This is a genomic window from Streptomyces umbrinus, from assembly GCF_030817415.1.
GTDB lineage: Bacteria > Actinomycetota > Actinomycetes > Streptomycetales > Streptomycetaceae > Streptomyces > Streptomyces umbrinus_A.
In genome coordinates this window covers 5552554-5566222 of the sequence record NZ_JAUSZI010000002.1, presented here as the reverse complement: position 1 = coordinate 5566222, position 13669 = coordinate 5552554, and the positions used below count along the sequence as shown (strand labels likewise).

Sequence of the window (13669 nt, the reverse complement as noted above, 5' to 3'; positions counted from 1 at the left end):
CTGGTCACTTGGGTGGTTGATTGGGGGAGTGATCCATGCGCATGCACATACCAACGGGGATGCGCATGCGTACACCTGGATCCGCAGATGGACCGACTGACCGCTCGACCACCACTCGACCACTCCACCCCCACGAGGAGCTCCTACGTGACTGTCGCCCCCTCCGCCTCCCGCGCGGCCGAGATCCTTTCCCGGCCCGTCGCCCTCAACGGCCTGACCGTTCCGAACCGGATCGCGATGGCGCCGATGACCCGGCAGTTCTCGCCGGGCGGTGTTCCGGGGGAGGACGTGGCGTCGTACTACGCGCGCCGTGCCGCCGCCGGGGTCGGCCTGATCGTCACCGAAGGCACGTACGTGGGCCACGACTCGGCCGGGCAGAGCGACGACATTCCGCGCTTCCACGGTGAGGAGCAGCTGGCCGGGTGGGCGAAGGTCGCCGAGGCCGTGCACGCGGCGGGCGGGAAGATCGTGCCGCAGCTCTGGCACATCGGGAGCGTGCGCAGGGCCGGCGAGCCGCCGTTCGCGGACGCCCCGTCCGTCAGCCCGTCCGGTATCCACACCGAAGGCGCCGAGGTCACCGGCAAGGCCATGACCCAGCAGGACCTGGACGACGTCATCCAGGCCTTCGCCGAGGCCGCTGCCGCCGCCGAGCGCATCGGCTTCGACGGAGTCGAACTGCACGGCGCGCACGGCTACCTGATCGACCAGTTCCTGTGGGCGGGCACGAACCGCCGCACGGACGCGTACGGCGGCGACCTCGTCGCCCGGACGCAGTTCGCCGCGGAGATCGTGGCCGCGGTGCGCGCCGCCGTCTCGCCGTCCTTCCCGGTCATCTTCCGCTTCTCGCAGTGGAAGCAGCAGGCCTACGAGGCACGTCTCGCGGAGACGCCGGAGGAGCTGGAGGCGCTGCTGGCCCCGCTCGCGGCGGCCGGTGTGGACGCCTTCCACGCCTCCACCCGCCGCTACTGGCGCCCGGAGTTCGACGGCTCGGACCTGAACCTGGCCGGCTGGACGAAGAAGCTCACAGGCAAGCCGGTCATCACCGTCGGCTCGGTCGGCCTCGACGGCGACTTCCTCAAGGGCTTCCAGGGCGAGGGCGCCCCGGCCAGGGGCATCGACGACCTGCTGGACCGCCTGGAGAGCGACGAGTTCGACATGGTGGCCGTGGGCCGCGCCCTCCTCCAGGACCCCCAGTGGGCGGCGAAGGTCCTCGACGGCCGCTTCGACGAGCTGGGAGCGTACGACGCGGCGGCGCTGGGCTCACTGAGCTGAGCCGACCAACACTGGCGGCTGTTGTACGCAGAGGGCGGCACCCTTCTCGCGGGGTGCCGCCCTCGGGCGTCCCGCGGGTGGGTCAGGAAGCGGCCTCCTGACGGTCCTCTTCCTCCAGCTGGGCCATGAACTCGTCGTGGGACATGGCCGCCCCGGACGGAGCGGCCTCACGGGCCTGCGCTTCGGCGATGTCCGCCTCGTCCCGCAACCGCTGCGGCTCTTCCGGTTCGCTCGTCGGGATGGGTACGGCGGCGGACTTGCCGTGCTCACCGGTGGGAGAGCGCGGTCGGCTCACTCTGGCTGTTCCTTCGTCGGCGCGCGTGGGCCGTCAGTCCGCGTAGTCCTTGAGCTTCTCGGTTTTCAGGGTGATGCCGACGGGTTCGGGGATCTCCACGATGGATCCCCACGGGTAGGAGGGAGCCTGCTGGTAGCGGCCGTCCTTCGGCTCGCTGAACACGGTGACGGTGTTGTTGTCGCGGTCGATCAGGAGGTAGACGGGGATGTCGGCCTCCGCGTAGCCGACGGGCTTGTCGATGCGGTCGCGCTGGTCGGTGTCGCGGTCGTGGGAGGTGATTTCGACGGCCATGAGAGCGCCGTCGGTCTCGGACCACTCGCCGTCGTCCCTGAAGTGATCCACCGGCGCCAGGAAGCCGTCCGTACGTGCGCGGCCCTTGCGGTAGGCCTCCGCCTTGACGCCCCGCTCGGGCGCGAGGTCCAGGTCAGGGCGCTGCTGCATGCACTGGCGGAGCAGCCACATAAAGATCGACGTGTGTTTGCCGTCCGGCATTGCCTTGACCCTTAGTTTTCCGTTGATGTACTCAAGCCGCACGGTCTCGGGTGCCTGGCTCTCCAGCTCCTCGAAGTCCTCGACGTCGAGCGGGTACTTGCTGGACAGGCGCCCTTCGAGGAATTCGAGCTTCACGCGCTTCGGCGCCTTGCGGGCAAGCTCTTCGAAGTCCTCGACGGACATCTGCGGGTGTTCGGTGGTGCCAGGGGTCATGGTTTTGCCTCCTCCCTTCCATCGTGCCCCGGCTGTGTGCCTTCGGACTGTTGGAGCGGTCATAGGCGTGGCCTTTCTCGTCGGTCGACCATCGCCGCGCGGGCCGCGGCGGCGTGGGCGTGGACTGCGGTGGATGTCAGGGGGACGGACGGCCCAGGTGGCACCGCCTCGCCCCGGCACGGGCCGCAGATGCCGCCCGGCAGGGCCTCCGGGCGGCCCGGTGTGCCGCACTTGGCGCACTCCAGTACGCGGAGGGGTGGGCGTCGCGGCGGAGTCGGTTCCGGTTCCGGTGGGAGCTTCGTGGTGAGGCGGGTGCGGACGATGGCCGCCGGGCTGTGGACCGGGACCGGGAGGCCTGCGGTCAGGGCCTGGAGTACGTACTCGTCGGTCGCGCCCCTCGCGAACCACTCCGTGACCAGCGGGGCGAGGTCCTCGCACGCCCTGGCGGAGAGGGACAGCGCCGGGGTCGTACGGCCGAGGGCCGCGAGCAGGATGTACGCGCGGGAGCGGGTGGGGCCGCCCTGCCCGGAAGGGGGTTCCTGCGGTTCCTTCGGTACGTCGCCCCTCGTGAACGCCGCCCACCAGTCGTCGTCCCGCGCCGTCCGCGAGAACCACGTTCGGGTGATCCAGCGGGGGCTTCCCGAGTCGGCCAGGTGTTCGCGGCCCCGGCGCAAGTGGCCAGCCCGCTGGAGGTTGTTGAGGGCGGTGCGGAGTGCGCACTGGCCGTACGGGAGCGTCTTGGCCAGCGTCTTTACGGAGATGTCGGCGCCGCCGGGGAGGCGGTCGATGTATGCGGCGACGGCGGCTTCGCGGGGCGGGAGGTGTGCGAAGTCGGCGGCTGTGCGGGGGAGTTGGCCCGGGGCGGCGCGTTTTCCGTAACCCGGATTGGCCATCGGGTGGGGCGGGGTCGCGTGCGCGGGCAGGAAGGCAGGACTAGGCTTGGCATCAGCCATGGGATCGACTCGCATTCGATCTTGTTGGTCAAGCCCCCGCGGGTGCCTGCAAGCACCGAGCGGGGGCTGTTCGTTATCCGGGCACGCTAGACCCATGTGACTGTCCGTGGCAAGCCGGTCGCGTCGAGTCAACTCGCAGGGAGGGTGGGTGGGTTGAAGCCCACCACCCAATCCTCAGAAGCAGGGTTCGAAGCTCGGCGCTTGAGCTTCGGGGCGGCTGCTGCCTAGTCCTGCTTGAGGTGCGCGACGAAGGCCGACCATGCCTCGGCCCGGAACGCGAGCTTCGGGCCGAGCGGGTTCTTGGAGTCGCGTACGGGGACGAGGGTGGGGTTGCCGTCCGCGACTTCTAGGCACTCGTTGCCGCCTCCACCGCTGTAGGTCGACTTGTGCCAGACGGCGGTGCTCAGGTCGTACTCAGGGATGTTCCTCATGGGCGTAATCCTGCGCCACCGATTCGATCAGAGCCAGGGACTTCTCAGGCGAGAGCGCGGAGGCCGTGAGGAGTTCAAAGGTGAACCTCAGCTTGGAGACGGTGGCTGGGTCGTCCTCCAACCGTCCGGTGCCGGGCCCCTCGAAGTAGACCAGCGGAGGGGCGTCTTCGAAGTCCATCAGCCTCATCGAGCCCTCCATAGACTTGTGCGCCCCCGTGCTGAACGGCAGTACCTGCACGATGACCCGCCCCCTGCGGGCCAGGCCCGCAACGTGGCGCAGGGCCTCAGCCATCACTGCTCGGCCACCGGTCTCCCGGCGCAACACAGCCTCGTCAAGTACCGCCCACAACAGCGGCTTTGTTGGGTGGTCGAGCAGGCGGGTCCGTACCATTCGGCCTTCGACCCACTCGTCGATCGTCTCCTCCGGTGCCGTCGGGTCGTACGCGCGGTTCACGGCCCGTGCGTACGCGGGCGTCTGGAGCAGCCCGGGGAACAGCATTGGCGCGTACTGGCGGATCGCCGTGGCAATCGTCTCCGCCTCCGCCGCCTCCGCGAAGTGGTCCGGGTACTTGGACCGGTTCACCGCCTTGCAGTTGCGCTCGAAGAAGCCGTTCGTGCCGAGTATTTCGTCGAGCTTCAACGCCATGTCCGGTTGGACGCGGCGCGTGCCCGCCTCCAGTTGGCCGATGAATGAGCCGCTGACGAAGAGGGACTGGCCCAACTCGTCCTGGCTGAGGCCCGTCGCCTCGCGGGCATGGCGGAGTTCTGCACCCAGCAGGGCGCGAGGTGAGGAGGACGGGTCAAGGTCCTTCGATCCAGGCATGTGCAACTCCCTGTCCGACAGGAGGGGTTGTTGGGGCGCCGTCTCTGGCCAGGTTAGAGCCGTGATGGCCACGCTGTGTGGTGAACGTGAACACTCAGAGTGGAGGCAGGGCACGATGGAGATGACGTCCAGTGAGCGGGTGCTGTCGACGGAGGAGGCGGTGGCGTGCCTTCGGGCGGCCCTGGAGGGGGCGGGCGTCGCGCTGCCGTCGCTGGGCATCGACCCGGTGACGGCGGCCACCGGCGAACCGTACGCACTGGTGGAGTTGGGGCGGTGCAACGTACGTACGGCGGTCCGGCTGGCCGACGCGCTGCGCGGGGCGGCGGCGGGTGGGGACGCGTGAGCCGGGAGTACGCGGTCGACCTGCGCGACGGGCGGGTCGGGCAGGTCATGGGGCGCGAGGGCGGATACGTACAGCTGCGGCCCGTGGGTGGTGGCCGGGAGTGGGACTGTCCGCCGGAGGCGGTGGGCGAGGCTCCGGTGGGGGAGGTGTTGCGCGCGCGGGTGCGGCGGCTCAACTGGGAGGGGCGGCTGCCGTGACCGGGTGGGCGGCCGGACTACGGGCCCGTCGGCGGGGCGACGACCAACTCGGTGTCCGGGTCGTGGGCGGTCCACGGAGGGCCGGCGACGATCAGGGTGGCCCGGGCCCACGGCTGTTCCCGCAGCATGAACGGCAGTTCCTCCCGCAGCCAGTTCGCCACGTGCTCCCGCTGCTCGGGGGAGTCGCCGTCGCGTACGGCCAGCAGGCGCTCCTGTTCGTCGAGGTCGCCCTGCATCCACACCGAGGCGTCCAGCCACGGGGCGAGCTCCTCGCGGATGATGCCGGTGCCCTCGACCCAGATGGCGTCGGCACCGGCGGGGACGGTGATCGATCCGGGCCGGTCGTGGGTGATCCAGGGAGCAGGGCGGCAGTCCACCGGCCCGCCCCGGTGCAAGGGGCGCAGGATGTTCTCGACGAGCGCGGCGCCCCAGTCGAAGCAGGCGTGGTTCCAGGCGATGTCGTCGGTGTGCACCACGGCGGAGTTGGGGACCGCCTTGCGCAGCCGCTCGGCCAGGGTCGTCTTGCCGGCGCCGCCCCGGCCGTCGATCGCGATCACGCGCGGGCGTCCGGTGACGTCGGGCGATGCCTCGCGCAACTGCCGGACGACGTCGGGCACGGTCACCACCCGCCAGCCGACGGCCTCGGTCTCACCCGGATGCAGCCGCATCGACAGCCCCCTCACACGTTCCGCCTCACACGTTCCGCCGCACACGTCCCGTCTCAGACGTCGTACTCGTCCGGGATACGCATCCTGGGGCCGCCGACCTCCATGCCTCGCGGGGCCGCGCGGTCCTTCGGCTCCTCCCAGGCCTCCTGGCGGCCGAGCGCGGTGAGGTCGAGCCAGCGGTAGCCGTTGTGGAACTCCTCGATGCCGCGGCCGAAGGTCGAGTAGGTGTGGAACACGTCGTCGTCCACCCGCAGGAACGCGCTGATGCCCGGCCAGTCGCCGCGCATGCTCTCCGACCAGGGCATTCCGGCCTCGGCGAGTTCGGCCTCGGTGCGGTGGAAGACCTGGACCGGCGCGACGCGGTCGTCGACCGTCGCGTGGAAGTCGTAGTTGAAGTCGCCGCCGGCCGAGGAGTACCAGGGGAACGTCCACCCCATCCGCTCGCGGTAGGCGGCGAGCTTCGCGTACGGCGCGCGGGTCACCGCGACCAGCGTCGTGTCGCGGGCGTGCAGCTGCCGCAGTCCGGCGATGCCGTCGGCGGCGGAGGAGCAGCTCGGGCATCCGGTGTCCCGGGGGTGCTCGGTGCCGTCGGCGTCGAGGTCGTACGTCCACATGAAGTGGTGCATGACCAGTTGGGGCCGCCCCTCGAACAGGTCGGGCAGGGACACGGTCCCGTCCGGGCCCTCGAAGGTGTACGGCTTGTCGACGCGGACCATCGGCAGGCGCCGCCGGTCGGCGTTCACCCGGTCGCGTGCCCGGGTGAGTTCCTTCTCCTTCGCCAGCAGTTCCTTGCGGGCCGCGAGCCACTCCTCGCGTGACACCACCTCGGGCAGGTTCCCCATCGTCGCCATCGCGGGCCGCCTCCCAGCTGCTCTCGCCACTGCTCTTGCTACGGCTCTGTGCTCCCGTCGGACTCGCACTCAAGGCTCGACGAACACGACCGTCTCGTCGAGCGGAGCCCGGCCCGTACGGGTGTATCCCACTGTGGCGTCCTCGAACCCGATCGACATGCCGCGGAAGAGGAGGAGCTCCTCCGGGGGCGCCAGGATCTCCGCGACGGTCCGGTGGTACTTGGCCCACGCCATCTGCGTACAGCTGTGCAGCCCTTCGGCGCGGAGCAGCAGCATGACGGTCTGCAGATACATGCCGACGTCGGACCACTGGGCCGGGCCCAGGTCGCGGTCGATGTAGCAGAACAGGGCGGCGGGCGCGCCGAAGCACTCCCAGTTCCCGGCGGCGGCCCGCTGACGCGCCTCCAGGTCCTCGCGCGGAATGCCGAGCGCGCCGTAGCGCTGCTCACCGAAGGCGGACCGGCGTTCCCGGTACGGGGACCTCGGCGCGGGCGGGTACATCTCGTACTCCGGCTCGTCCCAGGGGTCGCCCGCGGCGAGGCGCTCACCTGCGCGCTTCTTGAGCTCGGCCAGCGGCCTGCGGGTCACCACGCAGGCGTGCCACGGCTGGAGGTTCGACGCGGACGGTGCTCTGGCCGCCGTGGACAGTACGCGCTCCAGCGTCTCCCGCGGGACATGCCGGTCGGTGAATCCGCGTACCGCCCGACGGCTCGTCGCCGCCTCGTAGACGTCCAAGGCCGTCTACCTCCCGTCTGCTCGCCGCTGCTCGACGTCACGGTTTCCGTCTCGACCGCGACGGTATCATGCGATACCTTCTCGTGTTTAACTGTCGTCGAGTACGAATCCTCTGTCCCGGCTTGTCCGCCCGGGCACCGTTCCTTGGAGAAAGCGCATGACCACGCTGCTGCACATCGACTCGTCCGTGCTCCCCGGCGAGGCGTCCTCGTCCCGTTCGGTCGCGGACGCCTTCCGCAAGGCCTGGGAGGAGCAGCACCCGGAGGGCAGGGTGATCCACCGCGACCGCGCCGCCCACCCGGTCCCGCACATCACCGCCGCCGCCTGGTCCGCCGGTTTCACGGACCCGTCCGAGCGCACGTCGGAGCAGGCAGCCGCGTTCGGCGAGCGCGTGCGGCTCATGGAGGAGCTGGAGCGGGCGGACGTCGTGCTGATCGGCGCGCCGATGCACGACTACTCGATCCCGTCGACCCTCAAGGCGTGGCTGGACAACGTGTTCCTGCTCGGCCGTACGGCGGGCGAGGCCCCGTCGGCCCAGGGCACCCCGGTCGTCGTCGTGGCCAGCCGTGGCGGCTCCTACGCGCCGGGCACCCCGCGCGAGGGCTTCGAGTTCGTGCAGAACTACCTGGAGGTCGTCCTCCAGGGTGCCCTCGGACTGGACCTCGAATTCATCGTCCCGGAACTCACCATGGCCCCCGGCAACCCGGCCATGTCCGAGCTGATCCCCCTCTATGAGGCCTCCCGCGAGCGCGCCTTCAGGGACGCGACCGCCAAGGCCAAGGCCCTCGCGGAGCGCCTCGCCGCGTGACGCGCCCCTGGGGTGTGGGTGTTTCTACACCTCGCTGTCCGCTGGGTAGGCGAACCGGGTCAGCAGGTCCGTCAGCAGTTCGCGCTCGCCGGGTGTCAGGTCGGTGACCAGGCTCTCGGCCAGTGGCGCCGCCCCCTCATGGGCCGCGTCGAAGAGCTCGATGCCCTGAGGCGTGATCTCCACCGCCCGCACCCGCCGGTCCCCCGGCACGGACTTGCGTGCGGCGAGACCCTTGCGCTCCAGGTCGTCGACGACCCGCATGATCCCCGCCTTGTCCGTCCCCGTCGCCGCCCCCAGGTCCCGCTGCACGGTGGGTCCGCGGTCGACGAGCACGATCAGTACGGCGAAGTGCCGCAACTCGATGCCGAGCGGCCGAAGCGCCTCCGACATCACCGCGGCCGCCCGCCAGTGCGCCTGCCGCAGCAGCAGCCCGAGAGCGAAGGGCGAGGTGTCGCCGGGGCGATCGGTCGCACGCGAGGCGGTGGCGGGGTGAGGGGCGTCGGCGGTCATGGGGGCATGTTACCGCTGTTAATTCAATCGATACGGTATCGATTGAAACGATATGTGGTTACGTCGGCTGCGGCCCTGGGGTCGCCGTGGCCGAGAGGATTGCTGTCGCGAGTGCCGGGAGGAGTCCGGCCGGGAGGGCGTGGCCCATGCCGGGGATCTCGGTGAGGCGGGCGCCTCGGATCGCCTGGGCGATGTGCTGTGCGTGTGGTGGCGGGAACACGGGTTCGGCCGGGGCGAGGATGACCTGTACGGGCACCTCGGTCGTCGCGAGCGCCTCCGTGCGCAGCATGCCGGAGTCGTCGGCGAGGGCGTGCGCGGGTGAGGTGGCGGGGCCACCGGCGTGCTCGATGATGCGCTCTTCCAGATCGCGGAAGTACGCGGCGTCGAAGGGGAGTTGGCCGCCGGCCAGTACCCGCCAGTGTGCGACGCGCCAGTCCAGCTCGGCCTCCCGGTCACGCTCCTCGGCGAGGTGGGACCAGATCTTCAGTACCTCGGGGGAGACGCCGGGCAGTTCCTCCACCGGGGCGCGTGTCCCGTCGGGGCGGGTGTAAGGGGCGGTGCTGAGTGCCGACGTCCCGATGAGTGTGGCGCTCAGTACGCGGTCGGGGTGGTCGGCGACGAGCAGCTGGGTCAGCATGCCGCCGAGCGACATACCGACGACGTGGGCCCGCTCCACGCCGAGACCGTCCAGCACCGCCACTGCGTCCTCGGCCAAGTCGGTGATGCGATATGGGCGTTGCTCGAACGCCCAGGTGGAGCGTCCCGTGTCGCGGTGGTCGTACCGGATCACCCGGTGGTCGACGGCGAGGGCGTCCACCAGTGGTTCGGGCCAGCCGAGGCCGGAGGCGCCCGCGCCCATGATCAGGAGAAGGGGCGGGGCGCCGGCGCTGCCGCGCTGTTCGGTCCAGAGGTGGACGTCGGGGGCGACGGTGAGAAGCTGTTCCATGGGACGTGACGATACGTCTCGTCTCGCTTACTCGCAACTGGGTGATCGGGGCGATGGAGGGGTGGGGTCATGGGGTGGCGTGCGGGCGGGGTGCGGCGCGGTCACTCGACCTCGAACACTCCGGCATGGCGTACGAGTGGTGCTGGGGCGACAACCCGCTGGTCAGCGGCGCACAGGGTCGACCAGACCATTTCCCGGGAGCTCAAGGCCGCGTACGGCGACCACCTGGCCTCGCTCGGGCTGCGGGCGAAGGGCTTCGGCAGGCTCACCGCGCGCAACCTCGACGAGTACCTGCTGAAGACCCATCTGGAGCCCTCGGCCACCCGGTACCTCGCCGCCCTGCCGGACGTGGACCGTGCCGCCTGCCTGGCCGCGAACACCTTCATCAAGTGGATCGCCGAGGTGTCGGGCCAGAGCCGAGGTGTCCGGCTAGATGTTCCCCATCGGCTCGATGTCGATCTTCACCGGGGTGCCCCAGATCCGTAGCACCTCGTAGTCGGTGAACTCGTGGACCAGCCGGTAGGCCATGCTCGGGCGGGGGCCCCGGCGCTGGGCGGCCAGATACAGCTCCGCCTCCTGTTTGTCGCGGCGGGGGGTGCCGCAGAGCTGCCAGGTCTGGCCGGTCCACAGCTCGGGGAGCCAGCGCTGCTGGGGCTGGGGCCGGTCGCCCCGTACGCCGTAACGCGACTTCGTGCGCTCCACGATCTCGTCCGGGGCGGTCGGACGGCCCTGCGGGAACGAGTCGTTGACCTTCGAACGGCGGGCGAGGCGGCGACGGGTCTCGCAGAGCAGGCACAGGTCCGGGGCGTCCTGGTCGACCGGGCCCGTGGGGTGCTCCGGGCAGCGCGTGGTCGGGGCCGCCGTCGTGACGGTCTCCTCCAGCAGGTCGAGGGCCCGCTTGAGGTCGGCCTTCACCTCGTGCAGTTTCGCGTCCTGCGTGTCGGAGGACAGGGCGTCCCCGTGCTCGCCGAGTACGCGCAGGGCGCGGCCCAGAGCGGTCAGTTGCGCGTGGTTCACGGTTTGGCGTCCCTTCCTTTTGGCTCCTCCAGCCTCGCATGTCCCACTGACAGTCCGGGGTTCGGATGAGTCGGTGGGTTCTTCGGCCGCGGGTGCGTGGGGGCTGGTCGCGCAGTTCCCCGCGCCCCTAAAAGATCAAAGACCCAAAGACAAAGACCAAAGACCAAAGGCAAAGGCAAAGGCAAAAGACTAAAGACGGGGTGCCGCTGCCAGGGCCGCTCTCAGGTGGCCGTTGGATTCCTCCAGGAGCCGGGCCGCCGTCGGGCCGTCCACGTTGCCCAGGATGGTGAGGATGGCGTTCTTGACCTCGCCGTCCGTTGCCGCGAGGGCTGCCTCGATCTCCTCGTCGGAGGCGCCGGTGGCGAGCGAGACGATACGGCGGGAGCGGGCGCGCAGCTTCTCGTTCGAGGCGCGTACGTCGACCATCAGGTTCCCGTACGTCTTGCCCAGGCGGATCATCGTGATCGTCGAGAGCATGTTGAGGACGAGCTTCTGCGCCGTGCCGGCCTTCAGGCGGGTGGAACCGGTCAGCAGCTCGGGGCCCACGACCACCTCGATGCCGTGGTCGGCCGCCGCCGCCAGGGCGCTGTCCGCGTTGCAGGACAGACCGACCGTGAGGGCACCGAGCGCCCGCGCGTGCTCCACGGCACCGATCGCGTACGGGGTCCGGCCCGAGGCGGAGACGCCCACGACCACGTCGTCCGCCGTGAGGTCCAGGGCGGAGAGGTCCTCCACGGCCAGCTCCGCCGAGTCCTCCGCGCCCTCGATCGACGTCGTCATCGCCGCCGGTCCGCCCGCGACCAGCCCGACGACCTCGGAGGGGTCGGTGTTGAAGGTGGGCGGGCACTCGGACGCGTCCAGCACCCCGAGCCGGCCGGCGGTACCGGCGCCCGCGTAGACGAGCCGCCCGCCCCGCCCCATCCGCTCCGCGATGGCGTCGATCGCCGCCGCGATGCCCGGCAACTGCGCGGCGACCGCGCCCGGCACGGTCGCGTCCTCCCCGTTCATGAGCTTCGCGATGTCGAGCGTGGGCAACTGATCGATCTCGGACAGCTCAGGACGAAAGGCCTCGGTGGTCAGGCTCTCCAACTCGGCCCGCACATCACGCAAGTCGGAGGGAGAGGAGTGCGAGGGGTGAGAGGGGGCGTCGGTGGCATCGGCGCTGGAGGTCATGTGCGACGGCTCTTTCTGGTACGGGGCGGTTCTGGTGCTGAAGTTTCGTCCGCGAGACTTCAGAGTGCCGGGGGCGCCTGGTCTTTGTCTTTTAGGGGCGCGGGGAACTGCGCGACCAGCCCCCACACACCCGCAGCTACCCACCGGCCTCGAACTGCGGCTATCGAGGCGTGCTCCGGTGACGGTGCGCCAACGCCTCGTACGACGCCGACAACGCAGGCGCCGCAGTCTCATACGTCCGCTGTGCGACCCCGATGAACAGGCAGTCCACCACCAGCAGCTGACTCGTCCGCGAGGACATCGCCGCCGGCCGCAGCTCGCTCTCCCGAGCCGTGGACGTGGTGAGGATGTGATCCGCGTACTGGGTGACGGGACCGTCCGGACGCCCGGTGATCGCGACCGTCGTGGCCCCGCGCTCGAACGCGACCCGCAACGGCTCGATGACATCGCCCGTCGACCCGGAGTGCGTGATCGAGATCGCCACGTCCTTGGCGCGCAGCTGCACGGCGTTGGTCACCGCGAGGTGCGGGTCGCTGTGCGCCTGCGCTATGAGTCCGATCCGCAGGAGCTTCTGGGTGAGGTCCTGCGCGACGAGGCCGGACGCCCCGACGCCGTACACGTCGATACGGCGGGCGGCCGCGAGGGCGGCGACCGCCGCGCCGAGCTGGACCGTGTCCAGCCCGGCCGCCGTGTCGGCGAGCGTCTGCTGTTCGTCGTACGCGAGCTTGGCGACCACGTCCGCGATCGGGTCGTCGACCGCGATGTCGGCCGTCACGGCGGGGGCGCGGCCCGACTGCTGCTGGGCGGCGAGCCCGGCGAGGGCCAGGCGCAGGTCGCGGTAGCCGGGGTAGCCGAGGAGGCGGGCCGTACGGACGACCGTCGCCTCGCTGGTACCCGTCAGTTCCGCGAGGCCGGTGACCGTGAGGGCCGCGCAGCCGGCCGGGTCGGCGGCCACGGCCTCCGCCACGCGCTGCATGGAGCGGGTCATCGACGGGGCGAGTGTGCGGACCTTGGCAGCGAGGGCCGCGGGGGCCGGCGGGGTTTCGCCCGCGAAAATTTCCTTCACTTCGTGGGTCACGTATGAAAGATATTTTCGCTTTGGGGGAGGGGTCAAGGGGAGAGGGGGTGGCTGGGACGGTGGTGTTTTCGGCTGCGGGTGCGTGGGGGCTGGTCGCGCAGTTCCCCGCGCCCCTTACAGGGCGGGGGTGGCGCACAATGGACGTATGGATTCTCCGCCCTCCCCCCATCCCATCAGCCCCTTGGAGCAGGCGTTGCACGCGGCGCGGGCGCTTGTGCTTGCTGATCTTGCGGCCGGTGAGGTTGCCGAGCCGGACGTCGTCTCGTTCGTCGAGGAGTCGGTGGTGCAGCGGCGCTGGTGGGTGGAGCAGTGGCCGGAGGGGGTCGACTACGTGGCGGGGCTCGTCGCCCAGGACGTACAGGACGCGCTGCTTGAGCGGCACGGGCGCTGGCCGCTGTGTCCCGTCTGTGGTGCCGGTGATCCCCACGCCCTGGAAGTGGAGCCGGAGTTGGGCGCCGACCCGCACTGGGTGTGCCACAAGGCGGGCGTGAAGGTCTCGGCCGTGGGCGCGCTCCAGGCGGCCGGTGGCGGGACCGGCGGCGCGAGCGACGGGGGGACGCCCTCCTCGTGACCGTCTACATCGACCCGCCCGACTGGCCGGGGCACGGCCGCATGTGGTCCCACCTCGTCAGCGACGTTTCGTACGACGAGCTGCACGACTTCGCCCGCCGGCTGGGCGCTCCCGCCCGCGCCTTCGAGCGTGATCACTACGACATCCCCTCGCACCGGTACGAGGACGCGGTGGCGGCCGGAGCGGTGGAGGTTCGCAGCCGTGAGGTGGTGCGGCTGCTGCTCGCTTCGGGGTTGCGCAGGCCCAAGGGGCGTGCGGTTCCCGGCAGTTGACGGGCAACCGGCGACGTTCCG

General features: G+C 70.6%; 20 protein-coding genes. 7 read left to right on the top strand and 13 right to left on the bottom strand.

Annotated features, from left to right (window positions below; all coding sequences use genetic code 11):
- Positions 1-147 precede the first annotated feature (147 nt).
- Positions 148-1272 carry an NADH:flavin oxidoreductase gene (locus QF035_RS24225; RefSeq protein WP_307522653.1) on the top strand — a complete coding sequence of 375 codons (1125 nt, stop codon included), beginning with the start codon at positions 148-150 and terminating at the stop codon, positions 1270-1272.
- Between the two features lie 82 nt (positions 1273-1354).
- Here the strand turns inward: QF035_RS24225 and QF035_RS24220 are convergent, their stop codons facing one another.
- The 5 genes from QF035_RS24220 to QF035_RS24200 all read right to left on the bottom strand — a co-directional run bounded on the left by QF035_RS24220 (position 1355) and on the right by QF035_RS24200 (position 4479).
- Positions 1355-1567 (bottom strand): hypothetical protein, encoded by a 213-nt coding sequence (locus QF035_RS24220; protein ID WP_307522652.1) that lies wholly within the window; start codon positions 1565-1567, stop codon positions 1355-1357.
- A gap of 33 nt (positions 1568-1600) precedes the next feature.
- On the bottom strand, positions 1601-2272 hold the full coding sequence (locus QF035_RS24215; RefSeq protein ID WP_307522651.1) for a Uma2 family endonuclease: 672 nt from the start codon (positions 2270-2272) through the stop codon (positions 1601-1603).
- A 59-nt stretch (positions 2273-2331) separates the two neighbouring features.
- Positions 2332-3225 carry a hypothetical protein gene (locus QF035_RS24210; protein ID WP_373466710.1) on the bottom strand — a complete coding sequence of 298 codons (894 nt, stop codon included), beginning with the start codon at positions 3223-3225 and terminating at the stop codon, positions 2332-2334.
- 224 nt (positions 3226-3449) lie between these two features.
- The gene (locus QF035_RS24205) at positions 3450-3656 is read right to left on the bottom strand and encodes a DUF397 domain-containing protein (RefSeq protein WP_307522650.1); all 207 of its coding nucleotides are present in this window, start codon (positions 3654-3656) and stop codon (positions 3450-3452) included.
- A complete protein-coding gene (locus QF035_RS24200; protein WP_307522649.1) occupies positions 3640-4479 on the bottom strand; it encodes a helix-turn-helix domain-containing protein in 840 nt (279 codons plus the stop codon). Before QF035_RS24200 ends, QF035_RS24205 begins: the two co-directional genes overlap by 17 nt.
- Before the next feature lie 115 nt (positions 4480-4594).
- On the opposite strand from QF035_RS24200, the gene QF035_RS24195 reads away from it, so the two are divergent.
- Both QF035_RS24195 and QF035_RS24190 read left to right on the top strand, forming a co-directional pair.
- Positions 4595-4822, top strand: a complete 228-nt coding sequence (locus QF035_RS24195; RefSeq protein ID WP_307522648.1) for a hypothetical protein — start codon at positions 4595-4597, stop codon at positions 4820-4822.
- Entirely contained in the window at positions 4819-5019 is a 201-nt protein-coding gene (locus QF035_RS24190) for a hypothetical protein (protein WP_055616380.1), read from the top strand. Before QF035_RS24195 ends, QF035_RS24190 begins: the two co-directional genes overlap by 4 nt.
- Positions 5020-5036: 17 nt before the next feature.
- Here QF035_RS24190 and QF035_RS24185 read toward each other — a convergent pair whose 3' ends face one another.
- From QF035_RS24185 to QF035_RS24175, 3 genes are all read right to left on the bottom strand, one after another.
- Entirely contained in the window at positions 5037-5687 is a 651-nt protein-coding gene (locus QF035_RS24185; RefSeq protein ID WP_307522646.1) for a uridine kinase family protein, read from the bottom strand.
- 53 nt (positions 5688-5740) lie between these two features.
- Positions 5741-6538: a DUF899 domain-containing protein gene (locus tag QF035_RS24180; RefSeq protein ID WP_307522645.1), complete on the bottom strand. Its 798-nt coding sequence runs from the start codon at positions 6536-6538 to the stop codon at positions 5741-5743.
- Between the two features lie 69 nt (positions 6539-6607).
- Positions 6608-7273, bottom strand: coding sequence for a nitroreductase (locus QF035_RS24175; protein WP_307522644.1), 666 nt, complete (start codon positions 7271-7273; stop codon positions 6608-6610).
- Between the two features lie 157 nt (positions 7274-7430).
- Between QF035_RS24175 and QF035_RS24170 the strand changes: the two genes are divergently transcribed.
- The gene (locus QF035_RS24170) at positions 7431-8081 is read left to right on the top strand and encodes an FMN-dependent NADH-azoreductase (RefSeq protein ID WP_307522643.1); all 651 of its coding nucleotides are present in this window, start codon (positions 7431-7433) and stop codon (positions 8079-8081) included.
- Positions 8082-8105: 24 nt separating this feature from the next.
- On the opposite strand, the gene QF035_RS24165 is transcribed toward QF035_RS24170, so the two are convergent.
- Together QF035_RS24165 and QF035_RS24160 are read right to left on the bottom strand one after the other, a co-directional pair.
- Entirely contained in the window at positions 8106-8591 is a 486-nt protein-coding gene (locus QF035_RS24165; protein WP_307522641.1) for a MarR family winged helix-turn-helix transcriptional regulator, read from the bottom strand.
- Between the two features lie 58 nt (positions 8592-8649).
- Positions 8650-9537 (bottom strand): alpha/beta fold hydrolase, encoded by an 888-nt coding sequence (locus tag QF035_RS24160; protein ID WP_307522640.1) that lies wholly within the window; start codon positions 9535-9537, stop codon positions 8650-8652.
- Between the two features lie 69 nt (positions 9538-9606).
- Between QF035_RS24160 and QF035_RS24155 the strand changes: the two genes are divergently transcribed.
- Positions 9607-10023, top strand: a complete 417-nt coding sequence (locus QF035_RS24155) for a hypothetical protein (RefSeq protein ID WP_307522639.1) — start codon at positions 9607-9609, stop codon at positions 10021-10023.
- Here QF035_RS24155 and QF035_RS24150 read toward each other — a convergent pair.
- From QF035_RS24150 to QF035_RS24140, 3 genes are all read right to left on the bottom strand, one after another.
- On the bottom strand, positions 9967-10554 hold the full coding sequence (locus tag QF035_RS24150) for a hypothetical protein (protein WP_307522638.1): 588 nt from the start codon (positions 10552-10554) through the stop codon (positions 9967-9969). The two genes, QF035_RS24155 and QF035_RS24150, sit on opposite strands and share 57 nt — an antisense overlap.
- Positions 10555-10743: 189 nt before the next feature.
- On the bottom strand, positions 10744-11727 hold the full coding sequence (gene murQ / locus QF035_RS24145; protein WP_307522637.1) for an N-acetylmuramic acid 6-phosphate etherase: 984 nt from the start codon (positions 11725-11727) through the stop codon (positions 10744-10746).
- A gap of 160 nt (positions 11728-11887) precedes the next feature.
- On the bottom strand, positions 11888-12805 hold the full coding sequence (locus tag QF035_RS24140; protein WP_307522635.1) for a MurR/RpiR family transcriptional regulator: 918 nt from the start codon (positions 12803-12805) through the stop codon (positions 11888-11890).
- 145 nt (positions 12806-12950) lie between these two features.
- Here QF035_RS24140 and QF035_RS24135 point away from each other — a divergent pair, with 145 nt between their 5' ends.
- Together QF035_RS24135 and QF035_RS24130 are read left to right on the top strand one after the other, a co-directional pair.
- Complete coding sequence (locus tag QF035_RS24135; protein WP_307522634.1) at positions 12951-13376, top strand: hypothetical protein; 426 nt, start codon at positions 12951-12953, stop codon at positions 13374-13376.
- The gene (locus QF035_RS24130) at positions 13373-13648 is read left to right on the top strand and encodes a DUF4031 domain-containing protein (protein ID WP_055613941.1); all 276 of its coding nucleotides are present in this window, start codon (positions 13373-13375) and stop codon (positions 13646-13648) included. The genes QF035_RS24135 and QF035_RS24130 overlap by 4 nt, the downstream gene beginning before the upstream one ends.
- The last annotated feature ends 21 nt before the right edge of the window (positions 13649-13669 follow it).